The organism is Endozoicomonas sp. YOMI1 (genome assembly GCF_024606345.1).
Taxonomy (GTDB): Bacteria; Pseudomonadota; Gammaproteobacteria; order Pseudomonadales; family Endozoicomonadaceae; genus Endozoicomonas.
Genome location: NZ_JAHHPM010000546.1, coordinates 1 through 14,078, shown reverse-complemented (window position 1 = coordinate 14,078; position 14,078 = coordinate 1). Strand labels below are relative to the sequence as shown.

Below are 14,078 nucleotides of genomic sequence, written 5' to 3'. Positions count from 1 at the left end.
ATAGTAACTGCCCACTTAGCCAGAAAATACGATTCCATTTGGCCAACTACTTACTCAGGCATCGCCACATAAATGCCTTTGTAGGTTGCGATGTTTATGGATGACTGCTCTTCTTTCTTTGTTGAATATAACTCAACCGTTAACTCCAGTTTGGCATTGCGACGCTCATTCAAACGATCAAAAAACCTGTCTGGAACAGTGGCGCTGCAGTGGGCTGATATGCGGCCTTTGCCGGGGGCATGGTAGGTCAGTTGGGAGTCGGCAATAACGGCAGCGCAGTCCTTTACAAGTGTTCTGGCGTGAAGTGTGGTAAACAGCCAGCCACAGATGGTGGCCAGCGCGGCAATACTTCCACCAAAAGCGGTTCCTTTATCGTTAATATTGGGCGCCAGTGGGCAGCTGATCACTAATTCTCCATCCTTGAACTGATCAAAACTGACTTCCATATTATTCAGCAGAGGGATGTTGTCTTTTATCCACGCGATCAGTTCTGGTGTAAAAAGGGATTCTGGTGTTGCCGTGTCCATATTGCAGGCCATCACTCGTCTGGTATTTAAATAACTATGTTAAAAATAAAAAGCCCCTGAAAACAGGGGCTTTTTTGTCGATTAACGCAGCAATTTATCAGCTGGCTTTGGCGATGATATCGTCAGCCGCCTTCTGATAAGACTCTACCTGGTCGAAATTGAGGTAGCGATAGACGTCACCCGCCATGGCATCCAGGTTGCTGGCGTATGCCATATACTCTGCCACGGTCGGGATTTTGCCAAGAATGGCACCGACAGATGCCAGTTCAGCAGAACACAGGTATACGTTTGCGCCATCCCCCAGACGGTTAGGGAAGTTACGGGTAGAGGTAGAGAGTACTGTTGCGCCTGGCTCTACCCGTGCCTGGTTACCCATACAGAGAGAACAGCCCGGGATTTCGGTCCGCACACCGTTGTCGTTGTAGATGTTGTAATAGCCTTCTTCTTCCAGCTGTGCCTTGTCCATTTTGGTGGGAGGCGACATCCAGAAGCGGGTCTTCAGTGGATCATGGTTCTGCTCCAGCAGTTTTCCGGCGGCGCGGAAGTGACCGATATTGGTCATACAGGAGCCCAGGAACACTTCATCGACCTTGTCACCGGCAACATCCGACAGTGTACGGGCATCGTCCGGATCGTTTGGCGCGCAGAGAATAGGCTCCTTGATCTCCGCCAGATCAATTTCGATCACTTCAGCGTATTCTGCATCGGCATCCGCACGCATCATGGTTGGGTTGGTCAGCCACTCTTCCATCTTACGGGCACGACGCTCCAGAGTACGGGCATCACCATAACCTTCACTGATCATCCAGCGCAGCATGGTTACGTTGGACTTCAGGTATTCAGTGATGGACTCTTCAGACAGGGTGATAGTACAGCCGGCAGCAGAACGCTCAGCAGAAGCGTCAGACAGCTCGAAAGCCTGTTCAACAGTGAGATTTTCCAGACCTTCAATTTCCAGTACACGGCCGGAGAAGGCATTCTTCTTACCTTTCTTCTCGACGGTCAGCAGGCCTTGCTTGATGCCGTAGAGTGGAATGGCGTGAACCAGATCACGGAGGGTAATGCCTGGCTGCATTTCACCCTTGAAGCGAACCAGAACAGACTCTGGCATATCCAATGGCATAACACCGGTTGCCGCGGCAAATGCCACGAGGCCTGAGCCCGCAGGGAAAGAGATGCCCAACGGGAAGCGGGTGTGAGAGTCACCACCGGTACCCACGGTATCTGGCAGCAGCATGCGGTTCAGCCAGCTATGGATGATGCCGTCACCAGGACGCAGGGCGACACCGCCACGGTTCATGATGAAGTCCGGCAGGGTGTGGTGAGTTTCCACATCTACTGGCTTTGGGTAGGCGGCAGTGTGACAGAAAGACTGCATAACCAGATCAGAGGAGAAGCCCAGACAGGCAAGGTCTTTCAATTCATCACGGGTCATCGGGCCAGTGGTGTCCTGAGAACCGACAGTGGTCATTTTGGGCTCACAGTACTGACCAGGACGGACACCGGGAACACCGCAGGCTTTGCCGACCATTTTCTGGGCCAGAGTGAAACCATGGGTTGACTCTTTGGGAGCCTGCGGGCGGCGGAATATGTCGGAATGGCCCAGGTCCAGTGCCTCACGGGCCTTGTCAGTCAGCCCTCGGCCAATGATCAGGTTGATACGGCCACCGGCCTGTACTTCGTCAAGAATAACGTCGGATTTGAAGGTGAACTCAGACAGAACTTTCCCGGACTCAGAGAGGATCTTGCCATCGTATGGGCGAATTTCAATAACATCACCCATAGTCAACTTATCCACCGGGGCTTCAAACACCAGGGCACCGGCATCTTCCATGGTATTGAAGAAAATAGGGGCTACCTTGCTGCCTATACAGATACCGCCAGCACGCTTGTTGGGTACACCGGGGATATCATCACCAAAGAACCAGAGTACAGAGTTGGTGGCAGACTTACGGGAAGAACCGGTACCAACAACGTCACCCACGAAAGCAACCGGCAGGCCTTTGCTCTTGATGGCTTCAATTTGCTTCAGCGGGCCGGTAACGCCGTGCTCTTCAGGTTCAAGACCATCACGGGTCATCTTATAGGCAGCACGAGCGTGCAGTGGAATATCCGGGCGTGACCAGGCATCAGGGGCAGGGGACAGATCATCGGTATTGGTTTCACCGGTCACCTTGAATACCGCGACCTTGATGCTTTCAGGCACGGCATCACGCCCGGTGAACCATTCCGCTTCTGCCCAGGATTTAACAACGGCCTGGGCATTGGCGTTGCCGTCTTTGGCTTTTTCTACCACATCGTGGAAAGAGTCGAAGACCAGCAGGGTTTTTTTCAGCTGTTCAGCGGCAAGTTCACCCAGCTCAGTGCTGTCCAGAAGAGCAATCAGGGTTTCGATATTGTAACCACCCAGCATCATGCCCAGCAGCTCAACGGCTTTCTTACTGTCAACCAGTGGCGATTCAGCCTCGCCCTTTACGATAGCGGAAAGGAATCCGGCTTTTACATAGGCGGCTTCATCAACACCGGGAGGAATACGATTTTCAAGGAGGTCCAGAATGTATTGTTCTTCACCTGCTGGTGGATTTTTCAGCAGTTCAATCAGGCCTGACACCTGTTCTGCATTCAGCGGCTTCGGTGGGACACCTTCTTGGCCACGCTCTTCGACGTGTTTTCTGTAGGCTTCTAACACGAGTTCTACCCTCATCATCTGTGGCAGGCTCTTGGGCGATCCTTCGACAAACCTTTATGATCTTATGGGTCCGTCAGACGTTCCAAGGAAATCTTTACCAGTAGCACTGGTGGCGCGGGCAGTATAGCGAAAGGTGCCTGTCAAGTTAAGTAAAGACCGCAATAGCCACTATTTTTTCTGTGAATGGCTGTTTCTGTATTTGTGATTTACGCAAAAGCGCCTGAAGAAGCCGAAATGGCCTCTTTAGGCAGGTGGTGGAAAGTGGAATTGACAAAAAGTCAGGTTTCAATGATGTCGTAGCAGGGTTCATAATAGCTGCCGGGAAGCTTCATCCGGTGCTGGTCAACAAACGATTGCAGAAGGGTGTCCATTTGTTTCATCAGTTCCGGTTCACCACTGAGCTGGTAAGGGCCATGCTCACGAATCAGGTTAACACCGTCTTCTTTGATATTCCCGGCAACAATGCCCGACATAACACGACGGAGGTTGGCTGCCAGCTGGTGGGCAGGGAGATTGCCGTGCAATTCCTGGTTGGCCATGTTGTTATGGGTTGGCTCGAAAGGCTGCTGGAATTCCTGGTCAATCTTTAACAGCCAGTTAAAGTAGTACGCATCCCCATGTCGTCGACGGAAACGGGTCACTTTTTCCAGACCACGGGCCATGATCGTGGCAACCCTGGCTGGATCATTGACGATGATCTGGTACTTTTCCTGTGCCTCTTTGCCCAGTGTATTGCCAATGAAGTTGTCAATCTGTTCAAAGTAAGCTTCCGACCCGGCGGGCCCTGTCAGGATCATGGTCAGGGGAATGTCTTTATTGTCCGGGTGCAGGAGAATACCGATCAGGTAAAGAATCTCTTCACAGGTTCCCGGTCCACCCGGAAAAACAATAATGCCATGCCCCAGGCGGACAAAGGCTTCCAGGCGTTTTTCAATATCTGGCAGGATAACCAGCTCATTGACAATCGGGTTAGGAGACTCGGCAGCAATGATGCCAGGCTCAGTCAGGCCAATAAAACGACCATTACTGATCCGCTGCTTGGCATGGCCAATGTAAGCACCTTTCATCGGCCCCTTCATTGCACCGGGGCCACAGCCGGTGCAGATATTCATCTTTCTGAGCCCCAGCTGATAACCGACCAGTTTCGTGTATTCATATTCATCACGGCCAATGGAGTGCCCACCCCAGCAGACCACGATATTGGGCGTCTGTTTGGTGATAAAGGCGTTGGCATTTCTGAGCACTTCAAACACCAGGTGAGTGATGTCGGATGAGCTTCCATGATCGAAACGCCTGTCGCTGGTGATCAGTGAAGAAACATAGAGAATATCCCTGAGTACGGAAAACAGGTTTTCCCTGACACCCCGGATCAGTTTTTTATCAACAAATGCGGATGCGGGGGCATTGATTAGCTCGAGTTTCAGTCCACGGTGTTCCTGGACAATGCGGATATCAAATTCGGAATAGGTTTGTAACAGCTCTTCTGCACTGTCGCCTTCCATCTCATCACTTAACACAGCCAGGGCGCACTGACGAAAAAGGCGATGCAGGCCAGCTTTGGTATTATCCTGAAGAATATTGACTTCGCGGCTGGACAGTACTCGCATGGAACCAACCGGGTTAACAATGGCGGAGACTACATTAGGTTTACTCATTATGCCCCCTTAAAGGATTGTGTTCGGTGTCCGGCAGCATGGTTGCGTTGGTTATGGCAGTAATAGATGCTGGTCAGGACAAAAATATATTTAACTAACTATCGGGTCCTGTGGGTTGAAATCGAGAGAAAATTACAGTTTTTACCAGTTGGGGAAATTAAAATTCCTATTACCATAAGCAAATTATACCGATTTTAGGAGCTTCTGATCAGTCTTGACGAAATGACGCAGCCCTGACAAATTGGAGGAGATGCCATAAACTCCTTAATCAAATTTTCGCACAGGCTCCTCGGTTATTCAGGTTGAAGTGGACTCTTTTGAACGGAAATATCTCAGAGCTTAAAGAATGCTTCCAGCGGTAGGAGCATAACGATTTTCTGCCAGCAGCATATCGCTTAAATAAACCTTCAGCCACTCATTAATTTTGTACTTAAGTGTCACTGAACTATCGAATTAATCTGCTGTCCTAATAAACATATATTTCAAATTAACTTCGTTTTTTTGAGATGTTTCAAAGCACCGGAAGATTTGAAATACGTCTTTTTCAAGGGTTACCTCAAAAAAAATACAGTTTACTGTCAGGAGTATTGTTAATGAATCCATCATCATCATCTTCGCGCTTATACCCAGTTTTGCCTCAGAATACACCACATTTACCTTCTGAGGGTTTGCCTGCAAGGTTGCCTTCTGGGGAGAAGAGCGGAATTTACAACACGACCGGTGGAAGATGTTTCAGATGTTCAGAAGAGGATGTCAAGAGAGTGAATCTTTTGTTTTGTCGTGAATCTAAAAAGGGTCAAGAACATATCATGGAGGCCAGCTCGAAGAATCCCACTGTTGTTGATCCAACTCGTGGTATTGTCAACCTTATTCCCAAGGCGGATGACGTTCAGTCCCTTTTGGGCGATCTAGGAGATGCTACGCTGGCAGCTTGTAAAACCTGTGTCCAGGACGGTCACCGTCTTGATGAACATGAGAATTTGACCAAGTTATCACAAGGCCTGCTTGTTAACTGTGCGGAAAAGTTAGCTTCAGAGGGGTCAGAGGGGTCAGAGGGTTCAGTCCACGAATGTGGTGCAGTTGTTTTGTTAAGTGAATTGCCTGAACATTACCAACATGCCCATCCCCAAACATCTCCCGCAGGAGAACTAACTGAGCCTCATTGTGCTGACGATATGCCAATAGATGATCAGAGCAGTCAGGTTTGGCCACTGCCATCAGCTCCCATTGCCCGGGAACAGGCAGGGGCAACGGTAATGGAGCCGGGAGTTCAAGATCTTTCCGCTGCTGCAATAGCCATTAAAAACGATATCGCAGGCATGGTGGCTGCAACTGAGTTGTTCAAGGCCGCGGTTGGCGAATCTATTCAAAGACAAGATGTTCAGATTAGTGCCCAGATGGAGCTGCAAAAGAATGCTCAACACCGGTTAGATCGTCTGGCTGAGGCGATGCCAGACTACGTCTGGCGCATAGAAGAACTTGAACGAATTGTGAAAGAGCTTTCTGTAAAATCTGACCAATCCAAACTTGAGATAAATGCCTTGAAGGAACAGCTCAGGCTCAATGCCAACGGAACTTTTGTCTGGAAGCTAGAAGATTTCAACAAGACTGTAAATGATATCGGAGCAGGTGGCTCACCCGCGTCCTTAGTTAGCGACTCTTTTTACACGGCACCCAATAAAGGATATAAGCTACGTGCAAAAATATTCCCATGTGGAGATGGGTCGGCACATGGTACCCACGTTAGCCTGTTTATTCAGGTTATGAAGGGTGAAGATGATGATCATGTGGCTTGGCCCATGCAGAAAAAAATAACCGTCCAAGTACTCAACAAAGAATATGTACCCTATGAAAGATGCTCAGATGTTTTTTTAACGGGTGCTGACAGTAAAAGCTTTCAAAAACCAAAAAGTGAGCACAATATACCCTCTGGTCTTCCACGTTTTTTGCCTATGGTAGATGTGAATGATCTGCTGCACGAGGATGGGTGTCTTTATATCAGAATAAAAGTAGAAGACAGGTTGCAGTAAAATCTCATTGAAACCGTACACAAAAGTCCTGATTTTCTGTTTTCGATTACCAATGGCTTGATATATGATGTTGCCATAATAACAACTGAAAGGCAGATAACAGGAGATCTCGATGCCTGGCCAGCAAGAGGTGGAAGCGTCTGTGGAAAGTGTGGTTGTGGTTGATGACCATAATTTTGTTCTCGGGTCCGTTCCCAGAGGGAAAATGCGAGAAGAAGCACTCTGCCACAGGGCAGCCTATATTTTTGTCTTCAATTCAACAGGGCTCCTTTATGTGCAGGAAAGGTCCCTGAATAAGGATATTTATCCGGGCTACTTTGATCCCGCTACGGGGGGCGTGGTTACCGAGGGAGAAAGCTATGATCAGGCTGCTGAACGGGAGCTGGCTGAGGAGCTTGGTATCGAGAAAGTGCCCATCACTTCGCATTTTCACTTTTTTTTCCATAATGATGATTGTCAGGTCTGGGGCAGGGTCTATAGCTGTTATTTTGATGGTCCGTTGGTTCTGCAGGAAGAAGAGGTTGTCAGTGTGGTGCAGGAATCACCGGAAGAAGTGCTAGCTAACCGTAACCACCGAAATTATACGCCAGACAGTCTGGTTGCTCTTGAGAGACTGGTTCACTGTCTTACAACATTCTGATGTATGCCAGCGTGCTTGGTGACGATAGGTAGTGTATGTTTACAGGTATTGTGAAGGGATTTTTTCCAGTTGGTCGAATTGAAAAGTTCAACGAACTGAACCGTATTACTGTGCTTTTGCCGTCCACATTGCTGGAAGGCCTCGAAACCGGAGCCAGTATTGCGGTGAATGGATGCTGTCTGACGGTTGCTGCTTTTGACCGGGAAAGTGCCACTTTCGATGTGATGAAAGAGACGCTGAGGGTTACTAACCTGGGGGCACTGGAAGAAGGTGATAAAGTCAATATTGAAAGAGCTGCACGGTTTGGTGATGAAATTGGCGGGCATCTGCTCTCTGGTCATATTCACGATACTGTTCAGATCTGTGACATTAAGCAGGAAGAAAACAATGTCACAGTGTTCTTTCAATTTGCACCTGAATGGCAAGATTATATCCTGTCTAAAGGCTATGTTTCTTTAAATGGCTGTAGTCTGACTGTTGGTGAGAAGGTTGAGGGAGGGCGCTTTTGCATTCATCTCATTCCAGAAACCTTAAGAATGACGTCATTTGGTACCGCCGAAGTTGGCGATAGAGTTAACCTGGAAATAGATAGCCAGACTCAGGCTATTGTCACCACGGTGAAAAGCTATCTGGAATCAGCCAAGTTATGATATATGTCGTGATATAGCTTTCTGAAGCTTTTCATGTCATCGCAGGGTTGCATATCTTGAGATGCAATCCTGCGCGATGCTGATAATCTGTTTCTTCATTATTTTGCTGTTCTTGCTGTGATTCCGCGATTTGTTGGTACATCACTGTAGTTAGGGTGTCTGGTATTTTTTATATTTCCTTATTTTAATATTTCATTGTCGTTTATATTTATATGCTTTTACTATTTCAATAATCCTCAATATTCTTATTATGTCTTATATATTATTTGAATAATTTTGCTGCACAGCCCAGAATATAAATGCTCACTAGCGTGTCCAAACGGGATTAGTTCCCGCTGCTATTGTAAGAGTGATTAAGAAAGCGCCACCCGAATGGGTGGCGCTTTTTATTTGCAGCAGTGTACGGTTTGCTCTACTTACTTTTTTTCCTTGCTTTTGCTGGCCGTTGGAAATGCAACTTTATAGACGTCATCATACCGGCTGGCAAAGTGTACAGAGATGCCTTCACGGATGTAATCCGGTAGCTCATCAAAGTCTCTCCTGTTATCTTCCGGTAGAACCAGTTCCATAATTCCCTGCCGTCGGGCAGCAATCACCTTTTCTCTAATACCGCCCACTGCCAATACTTTGCCGGTCAGCGTCAGCTCTCCGGTCATCGCCATATTTTTCAGGGGATTAATGCCTCTGGCCAAAGAGATTAGAGCGGTTGTCATGGTTACACCGGCACTTGGGCCATCTTTCGGGGTGGCACCTTCTGGAACATGGAGGTGTATAAATGCTGTTTTCAGAAAGTCTTCCTTAATACCAAGCTTTTTGGCGTGGCTGGTGGTATAGCTGTAGGAGATTTCAGCCGACTCTTTCATCACCTCACCCAGCTTGCCAGTCAATTTAAAACCGGCTCTTTGCTGATGTATAAGGCAGGCTTCAACAGGGAGTGTGGCACCGCCCATTGCGGTCCAGGCAAGACCGGTGACTATGCCAATACCTTCCATGGTTTTTTCTTTGCGAAAGTAGGGCGCTCCGAGAAAGTCTTGCAGGTTTTTAGCAGAAACGGTCAGCTTGCTTTCATCATTTTCCAGGAATTTGACGACGACTTTTCGAATGATTTTTTGCAGCAATTTCTCAAAATGACGAACACCTGCTTCCCGGGCATAACCATCAATAATTTTACGGAAGGTTGTATCTGACATTCTAAGCTGGCTCTTTTTGAGACCGGCTTTGTTCAGTTGTTTGGGCCACAAGTGATTCTTGGCAATCGCCACCTTCTCCTCGGTGATATAGCCGGAAAGCCTGATTACATCCATTCGATCAAGCAGTGGCCCAGGGATAGTATCTAACTGATTAGCTGTGCAAATGAACAGTACTTTTGACAGATCAATTCTCATGTCCAGGTAGTGGTCAAGAAACTCGGTATTTTGCTCAGGATCCAATACCTCAAGCAGTGCAGATGCGGGATCCCCACGGAAGGAAGCACCAATTTTATCAATCTCATCAAGCATGATGACCGGGTTGGATACTTCTACCTCTTTCAGTGCCTGAACCAGCTTTCCGGGCATCGCTCCAATATAAGTACGACGATGTCCTTTAATCTCAGCTTCATCTCTCATGCCGCCCAGGCTGAAACGGTAAAATTTACGGTCCAGAGCCTTGGCGACGGACTTGCCAATAGAGGTTTTGCCGACACCAGGAGGGCCTACCAGTAACATAATGGAGCCGGATACTTCTTTCCGGTAAGCACCCACTGCCAGAAACTCAACAATGCGCTCTTTAACATCCTCAAGACCGTCATGGTCGGAACTGAGTACGTTTCTTGCGTGAGGAAGGTCGAGATTGTCTTCGGAGTACAGACCAAAGGGGACAGACGTTGCCCAATCGAGATAATTTCTGCAAACTGCGTATTCAGGGGAGCCGGTTTCCAGGATAGAAAGCTTTTTCAGCTCATCATCGATTTTACTCTTTGCACTTTCAGGGACAATCAGCTTTTCCAGTCTTTGCTCGAACTGTTCAATCTCGGCAGTTCGGTCATCTTTCGATATGCCCAGCTCTTTTTGAATGACTTTAAGCTGTTCCTTCAGGAAAAACTCGCGCTGATGATTACTGATTTTCCGGTTAACTTCTGCATTGATTTCACTCTGGAGACGGGCGACCTCCTGCTCTTTGCGAATCAGAACCAGTACCTTTTCCATCCTGCGTTGAACAGGAATGGTTTCCAGCACTTCTTGGAGCTCCTGTCCGGGAGCGGTGGTAATAGCCGCTGCAAAATCTGCCAGGGGTGAGGGATCTTTGGGACTGAAGCGGTTCAGATAATTTTTCAGCTCCTCGCTATACAGAGGATTCAGCGGGATAAGCTCTTTGATTGCCTGAATCAGTGCCAGTGCATAGGCTTTCACTTCATCACTGTCGTCTTCAGGTGTGTCGATATAGTCAACCTGAACAAGATAAGGAGGCCGACGACGTAACCACTGTCGTATTCTGAAGCGTTGCATTCCCAGGGCAATAAACTGAACCTGATCATTGTCTGAAACAATATTATGGATTTTGACAACGCACCCTACCTGAGGAAAGTCTTCCGGAGCAACGTCTATGCCGGGCATACGGCCAACAAAACTGAGACCAACCGCTTTATGAGGGCTCTGGCCAACACGCTGCAGTGTTTCTCCCCACTCCTGATTGCTGAATACTAACGGTTGTACCTGTGCAGGAAAGAAAGGACGGTTCGAAACGGGGATCAGATAGAGTTTGTCTGGCAGCGACTGGTGTGGAAGTACAAGTCCGGTACTGGTTTTTTGACTGTCTTCGTCCCCACTGATCACTTCGGGGTTGTTTGGATCCTGATCTGTCATAGTCTGTCTGCAAAAGCTGGTTTAACAGGAAAGTCTGGTTGATATTCTGTTGCAGAGCCATGGTGTAGCGTGCTTCATGGAAGGTTAGGCTTACCCATTACTCTCTTTACTCTGTGCTTCAACCTGGTCAGTTGTGTTCTGGATATTCTATTTTGAGGCTTATCCAGTAATTTCAATAGTCAGTGCACTTAAGTATGGTTTAGTTAGTCAGGATTGGTAATGGGAATATTGGGCTGCTGACCAGTGGCAATGGATATGGTTATATCCGTTGGCCATGATAGTTCCGGCTGATGAATTGGTGACAACTTAATGACGGCAAACAGCTTCTGGAGTGAGAATATAGGTAAAGATCTTGGCAGCTCAAACAGTGTACATAGTATGATCGCTTGAATCGCTGCGAGGGTACCCAAATTATGCAGTATCGAAATGTATGCAGCCCAGTATGCTGAAAGCTTCGGATGAAGTGGGATAGTATTCCCTGACAAAAATAAGGTATGTAGTATGCAAAACTATCACTCAATGTATCGTATTTCTTTTTTAACTGCTTTTCTTATTTCCGGGTAAAGGGTTGCGGATTGAAATTGCCGGTGTTGAAAAAGGTATCGTTCCTGCCAGCAAAGACTTGTTCAATCTTTTTCTGCGAGTGTGGATTGGTGAGACGCCACCCAGTAAATCTTTTAAAGAACAGGTTTTGGGGGGTGCTCCGGCTGCGTGATAATTTGATCCGCTTATCTGCTCAGAATTTTTTGTCTTGCAGTTATCTCTCGCATTGCCTTGACTGTTTTAAGGATGGTTTATTCAACAAAGCTGTTTTATAGACAATCTATCAATAGCGGATTATGTATCTTTTTAAGGAGTCGTTGATATGGATATCAAAACCCTCGTTTTTCTAGGCGCTTCTTTATTCAGTATCTCTGTATTTGGGGCTGACCAGAAAGCCCGGTCTGGTGATCAGAAAGTTAATGTGAACCAGGCAACCATGGAGCAGCTGGATAAAGGACTTCTCGGGGTTGGACCCCGTATAGCAATGGAAATTGTCAAGCATCGTGATCAGCATGGCCCTTATCAAAGCTTTGATGATTTGGATAAGGTTAAATACGTTGGCAGCAGAATGCTGGATAAAAATAAAAATCGTATAGTTTTTGACTGATCTCTCTGGCAAGGAAGCCTGAATGAGTTCAGGCTTCTTCAGGTAATTTTTATCTCCATTTAAGTGGTCCGATAAACGATGGGTATTCCCACCCATCCATGTATTTACAGATCACGTATCTTTAATAGGCATAGGTCATGCCGCCACCAAAAAACACTTTCCCAAGGCTGCAGGGTCAGAGGAGTCTGGCTGACTATAATAATCATTTGTGTATTTCTTGGTTAATATTGGTTCAATATGTTATACAGCATCCAGCGTTGTGTTTCGTTGCTTTTACAATGCAAAGGATGTTTCTTATCTGAACGGACTGTTATTTTTCTTGGCATCCCTGGGATGCCATGGGCCTGATGTGGGGGATTTGTGAGGGACGCAGGGGGACAGTCTGGCCTGACGTTTGCCGTTGGGGCATTTACTTTGTGGGGGCTGATCCCCATCTATTTCAAGACTCTGGAGGAGGTACCTCCTTTGGAAGTGCTTGCTCATCGAGTTTTCTGGTCATCACTTTTGCTGGTTTGCTTTTTATCTTTTCGTCATAAACTGAAAGGGATTCTTGAGATAATAAAGTCCCCCCGGATACTGGGCTGGTTGGTTTTGTCGTCACTGTTTATTGCTGGAAATTGGCTCTGTTTTATCTGGGGAGTTACCAATGACAGGATTCTTGAAACCAGCCTCGGTTATTACATTAACCCGCTGATCAGCGTTTTTTTTGGCTATTGTTTTCTGGGGGAACGTCTGACCCGATACCAGATGCTGGCGGTGTTTATAGCAGCTGCAGCGGTATCAATGCAGATGTTTTTGCTGGGTAAACTGCCCTGGGTCGCTTTTGTACTGGCTCTGTGTTTCGGGTTTTATGGCTTGATCCGTAAAAGGATTAATGTCGATGCGACCACTGGGCTGGCTGTTGAGACATTGCTGTTGATGCCTCCCGCCGTTTTCTATTTTCTATGGCTGATGGAAAATGATTGGCATGCTTTTCGCGTTTCCGATCCGGATACCAGTTTTCTCCTTGCCCTGGCCGGGTTTGTGACCACCATACCTCTGGTGTTGTTCAATATGGCCGCTCAAAAGCTGTCGTTGACGGTTTTGGGAATCATGCAGTATCTGGCACCATCCATTTCATTTCTGGTTGGTGTGACGATTTATAATGAGCCGCTGGGTGTGGTACAGATGGTTACTTTCGCTTTGATATGGCTTGCACTGGCCATTTTTACGCTGGATGGCCTGTTTCGACATATAAGCTGACAGCGTGATCGGTTGAAAGCCTCTCACGCCTCCTATCTGGATATCAGGGGTACCTTTTTTCTTTACTTTTCTTGATAGAGGTTTTTGAACGGGCTTTCCTGACCGGGAGCGAGAGAGCCTGTTCTCTGGGCAGCACCCGGTAAATCTGGCGATAGTACTCTTTTTCAAGGTCACCAGGGGTTTCGGGAAGGGTCACCATACCCATCTGTCTGAGATAGGCTTCCATGCTACTGAGTGATGGTTTGTTCATTGAAGAGTCCTGGATGATGCTGACAAAAGTAACGAAGACAAAGGATGTCGGCAGCTGGGCTTATTCCATTAAACCGGGTGTCGACACGAAACGCTAAATGGTATGCATACTGCGTGCCATTTGTTTGACGGCGTAGTTTTCTACTTTATGCTAATGCCTGATGTATTGTACTTTCCCTGTTTGTGCTTCAGCTGAGCTGGGTTTAATGGCTTAAATTCTCTTCATTCTAAAAGTCAGCCTGTGATTTTTGGCGTGCGCTGTTGGTAAAAGATGTTACTTTCCCATTGATTTTCCTTGCGTGGGTAACATTTTCAGCGGTTTTCATATTACAAAATTTGCGTGCTATCTAGGACTGGCATAAAGGCAGCTTGAGCCTTGGATCATAACAACGAATGTTGCGCT

General features: G+C 47.3%; 10 protein-coding genes. 5 read left to right on the top strand and 5 right to left on the bottom strand.

Features of this window, described 5'->3' with window-relative positions:
* Positions 1-50 precede the first annotated feature (50 nt).
* The 3 genes from KDK15_RS19475 to ppnN all read right to left on the bottom strand — a co-directional run bounded on the left by KDK15_RS19475 (position 51) and on the right by ppnN (position 4,871).
* A complete protein-coding gene (locus KDK15_RS19475; RefSeq protein ID WP_257297060.1) occupies positions 51-527 on the bottom strand; it encodes a thioesterase domain-containing protein in 477 nt (158 codons plus the stop codon).
* A gap of 97 nt (positions 528-624) precedes the next feature.
* Positions 625-3,216, bottom strand: a complete 2,592-nt coding sequence (acnB, locus tag KDK15_RS19470) for a bifunctional aconitate hydratase 2/2-methylisocitrate dehydratase (RefSeq protein ID WP_257297061.1) — start codon at positions 3,214-3,216, stop codon at positions 625-627.
* Between the two features lie 278 nt (positions 3,217-3,494).
* Positions 3,495-4,871 (bottom strand): nucleotide 5'-monophosphate nucleosidase PpnN, encoded by a 1,377-nt coding sequence (gene ppnN, locus KDK15_RS19465; protein WP_257297059.1) that lies wholly within the window; start codon positions 4,869-4,871, stop codon positions 3,495-3,497.
* Positions 4,872-5,464: 593 nt separating this feature from the next.
* Between ppnN and KDK15_RS19460 the strand changes: the two genes are divergently transcribed.
* The 3 genes from KDK15_RS19460 (at position 5,465) to KDK15_RS19450 (ending at position 8,191) form a co-directional block, all read left to right on the top strand.
* Positions 5,465-6,901 (top strand): hypothetical protein, encoded by a 1,437-nt coding sequence (locus tag KDK15_RS19460; RefSeq protein WP_257297058.1) that lies wholly within the window; start codon positions 5,465-5,467, stop codon positions 6,899-6,901.
* Between the two features lie 112 nt (positions 6,902-7,013).
* Positions 7,014-7,541, top strand: a complete 528-nt coding sequence (yfcD, locus tag KDK15_RS19455; protein ID WP_257297057.1) for an NUDIX hydrolase YfcD — start codon at positions 7,014-7,016, stop codon at positions 7,539-7,541.
* A 35-nt stretch (positions 7,542-7,576) separates the two neighbouring features.
* A complete protein-coding gene (locus KDK15_RS19450) occupies positions 7,577-8,191 on the top strand; it encodes a riboflavin synthase subunit alpha (RefSeq protein WP_257297056.1) in 615 nt (204 codons plus the stop codon).
* 416 nt (positions 8,192-8,607) lie between these two features.
* On the opposite strand, the gene lon is transcribed toward KDK15_RS19450, so the two are convergent.
* The gene (lon, locus tag KDK15_RS19445; RefSeq protein ID WP_257297055.1) at positions 8,608-11,034 is read right to left on the bottom strand and encodes an endopeptidase La; all 2,427 of its coding nucleotides are present in this window, start codon (positions 11,032-11,034) and stop codon (positions 8,608-8,610) included.
* Positions 11,035-11,899: 865 nt separating this feature from the next.
* Between lon and KDK15_RS19440 the strand changes: the two genes are divergently transcribed.
* Together KDK15_RS19440 and rarD are read left to right on the top strand one after the other, a co-directional pair.
* The gene (locus KDK15_RS19440; RefSeq protein WP_257297054.1) at positions 11,900-12,184 is read left to right on the top strand and encodes a helix-hairpin-helix domain-containing protein; all 285 of its coding nucleotides are present in this window, start codon (positions 11,900-11,902) and stop codon (positions 12,182-12,184) included.
* Between the two features lie 360 nt (positions 12,185-12,544).
* Entirely contained in the window at positions 12,545-13,426 is an 882-nt protein-coding gene (rarD, locus tag KDK15_RS19435) for an EamA family transporter RarD (RefSeq protein WP_257297053.1), read from the top strand.
* A gap of 43 nt (positions 13,427-13,469) precedes the next feature.
* Here the strand turns inward: rarD and KDK15_RS19430 are convergent, their stop codons facing one another.
* A complete protein-coding gene (locus KDK15_RS19430; RefSeq protein WP_257297052.1) occupies positions 13,470-13,676 on the bottom strand; it encodes a hypothetical protein in 207 nt (68 codons plus the stop codon).
* Positions 13,677-14,078: the final 402 nt, after the last annotated feature.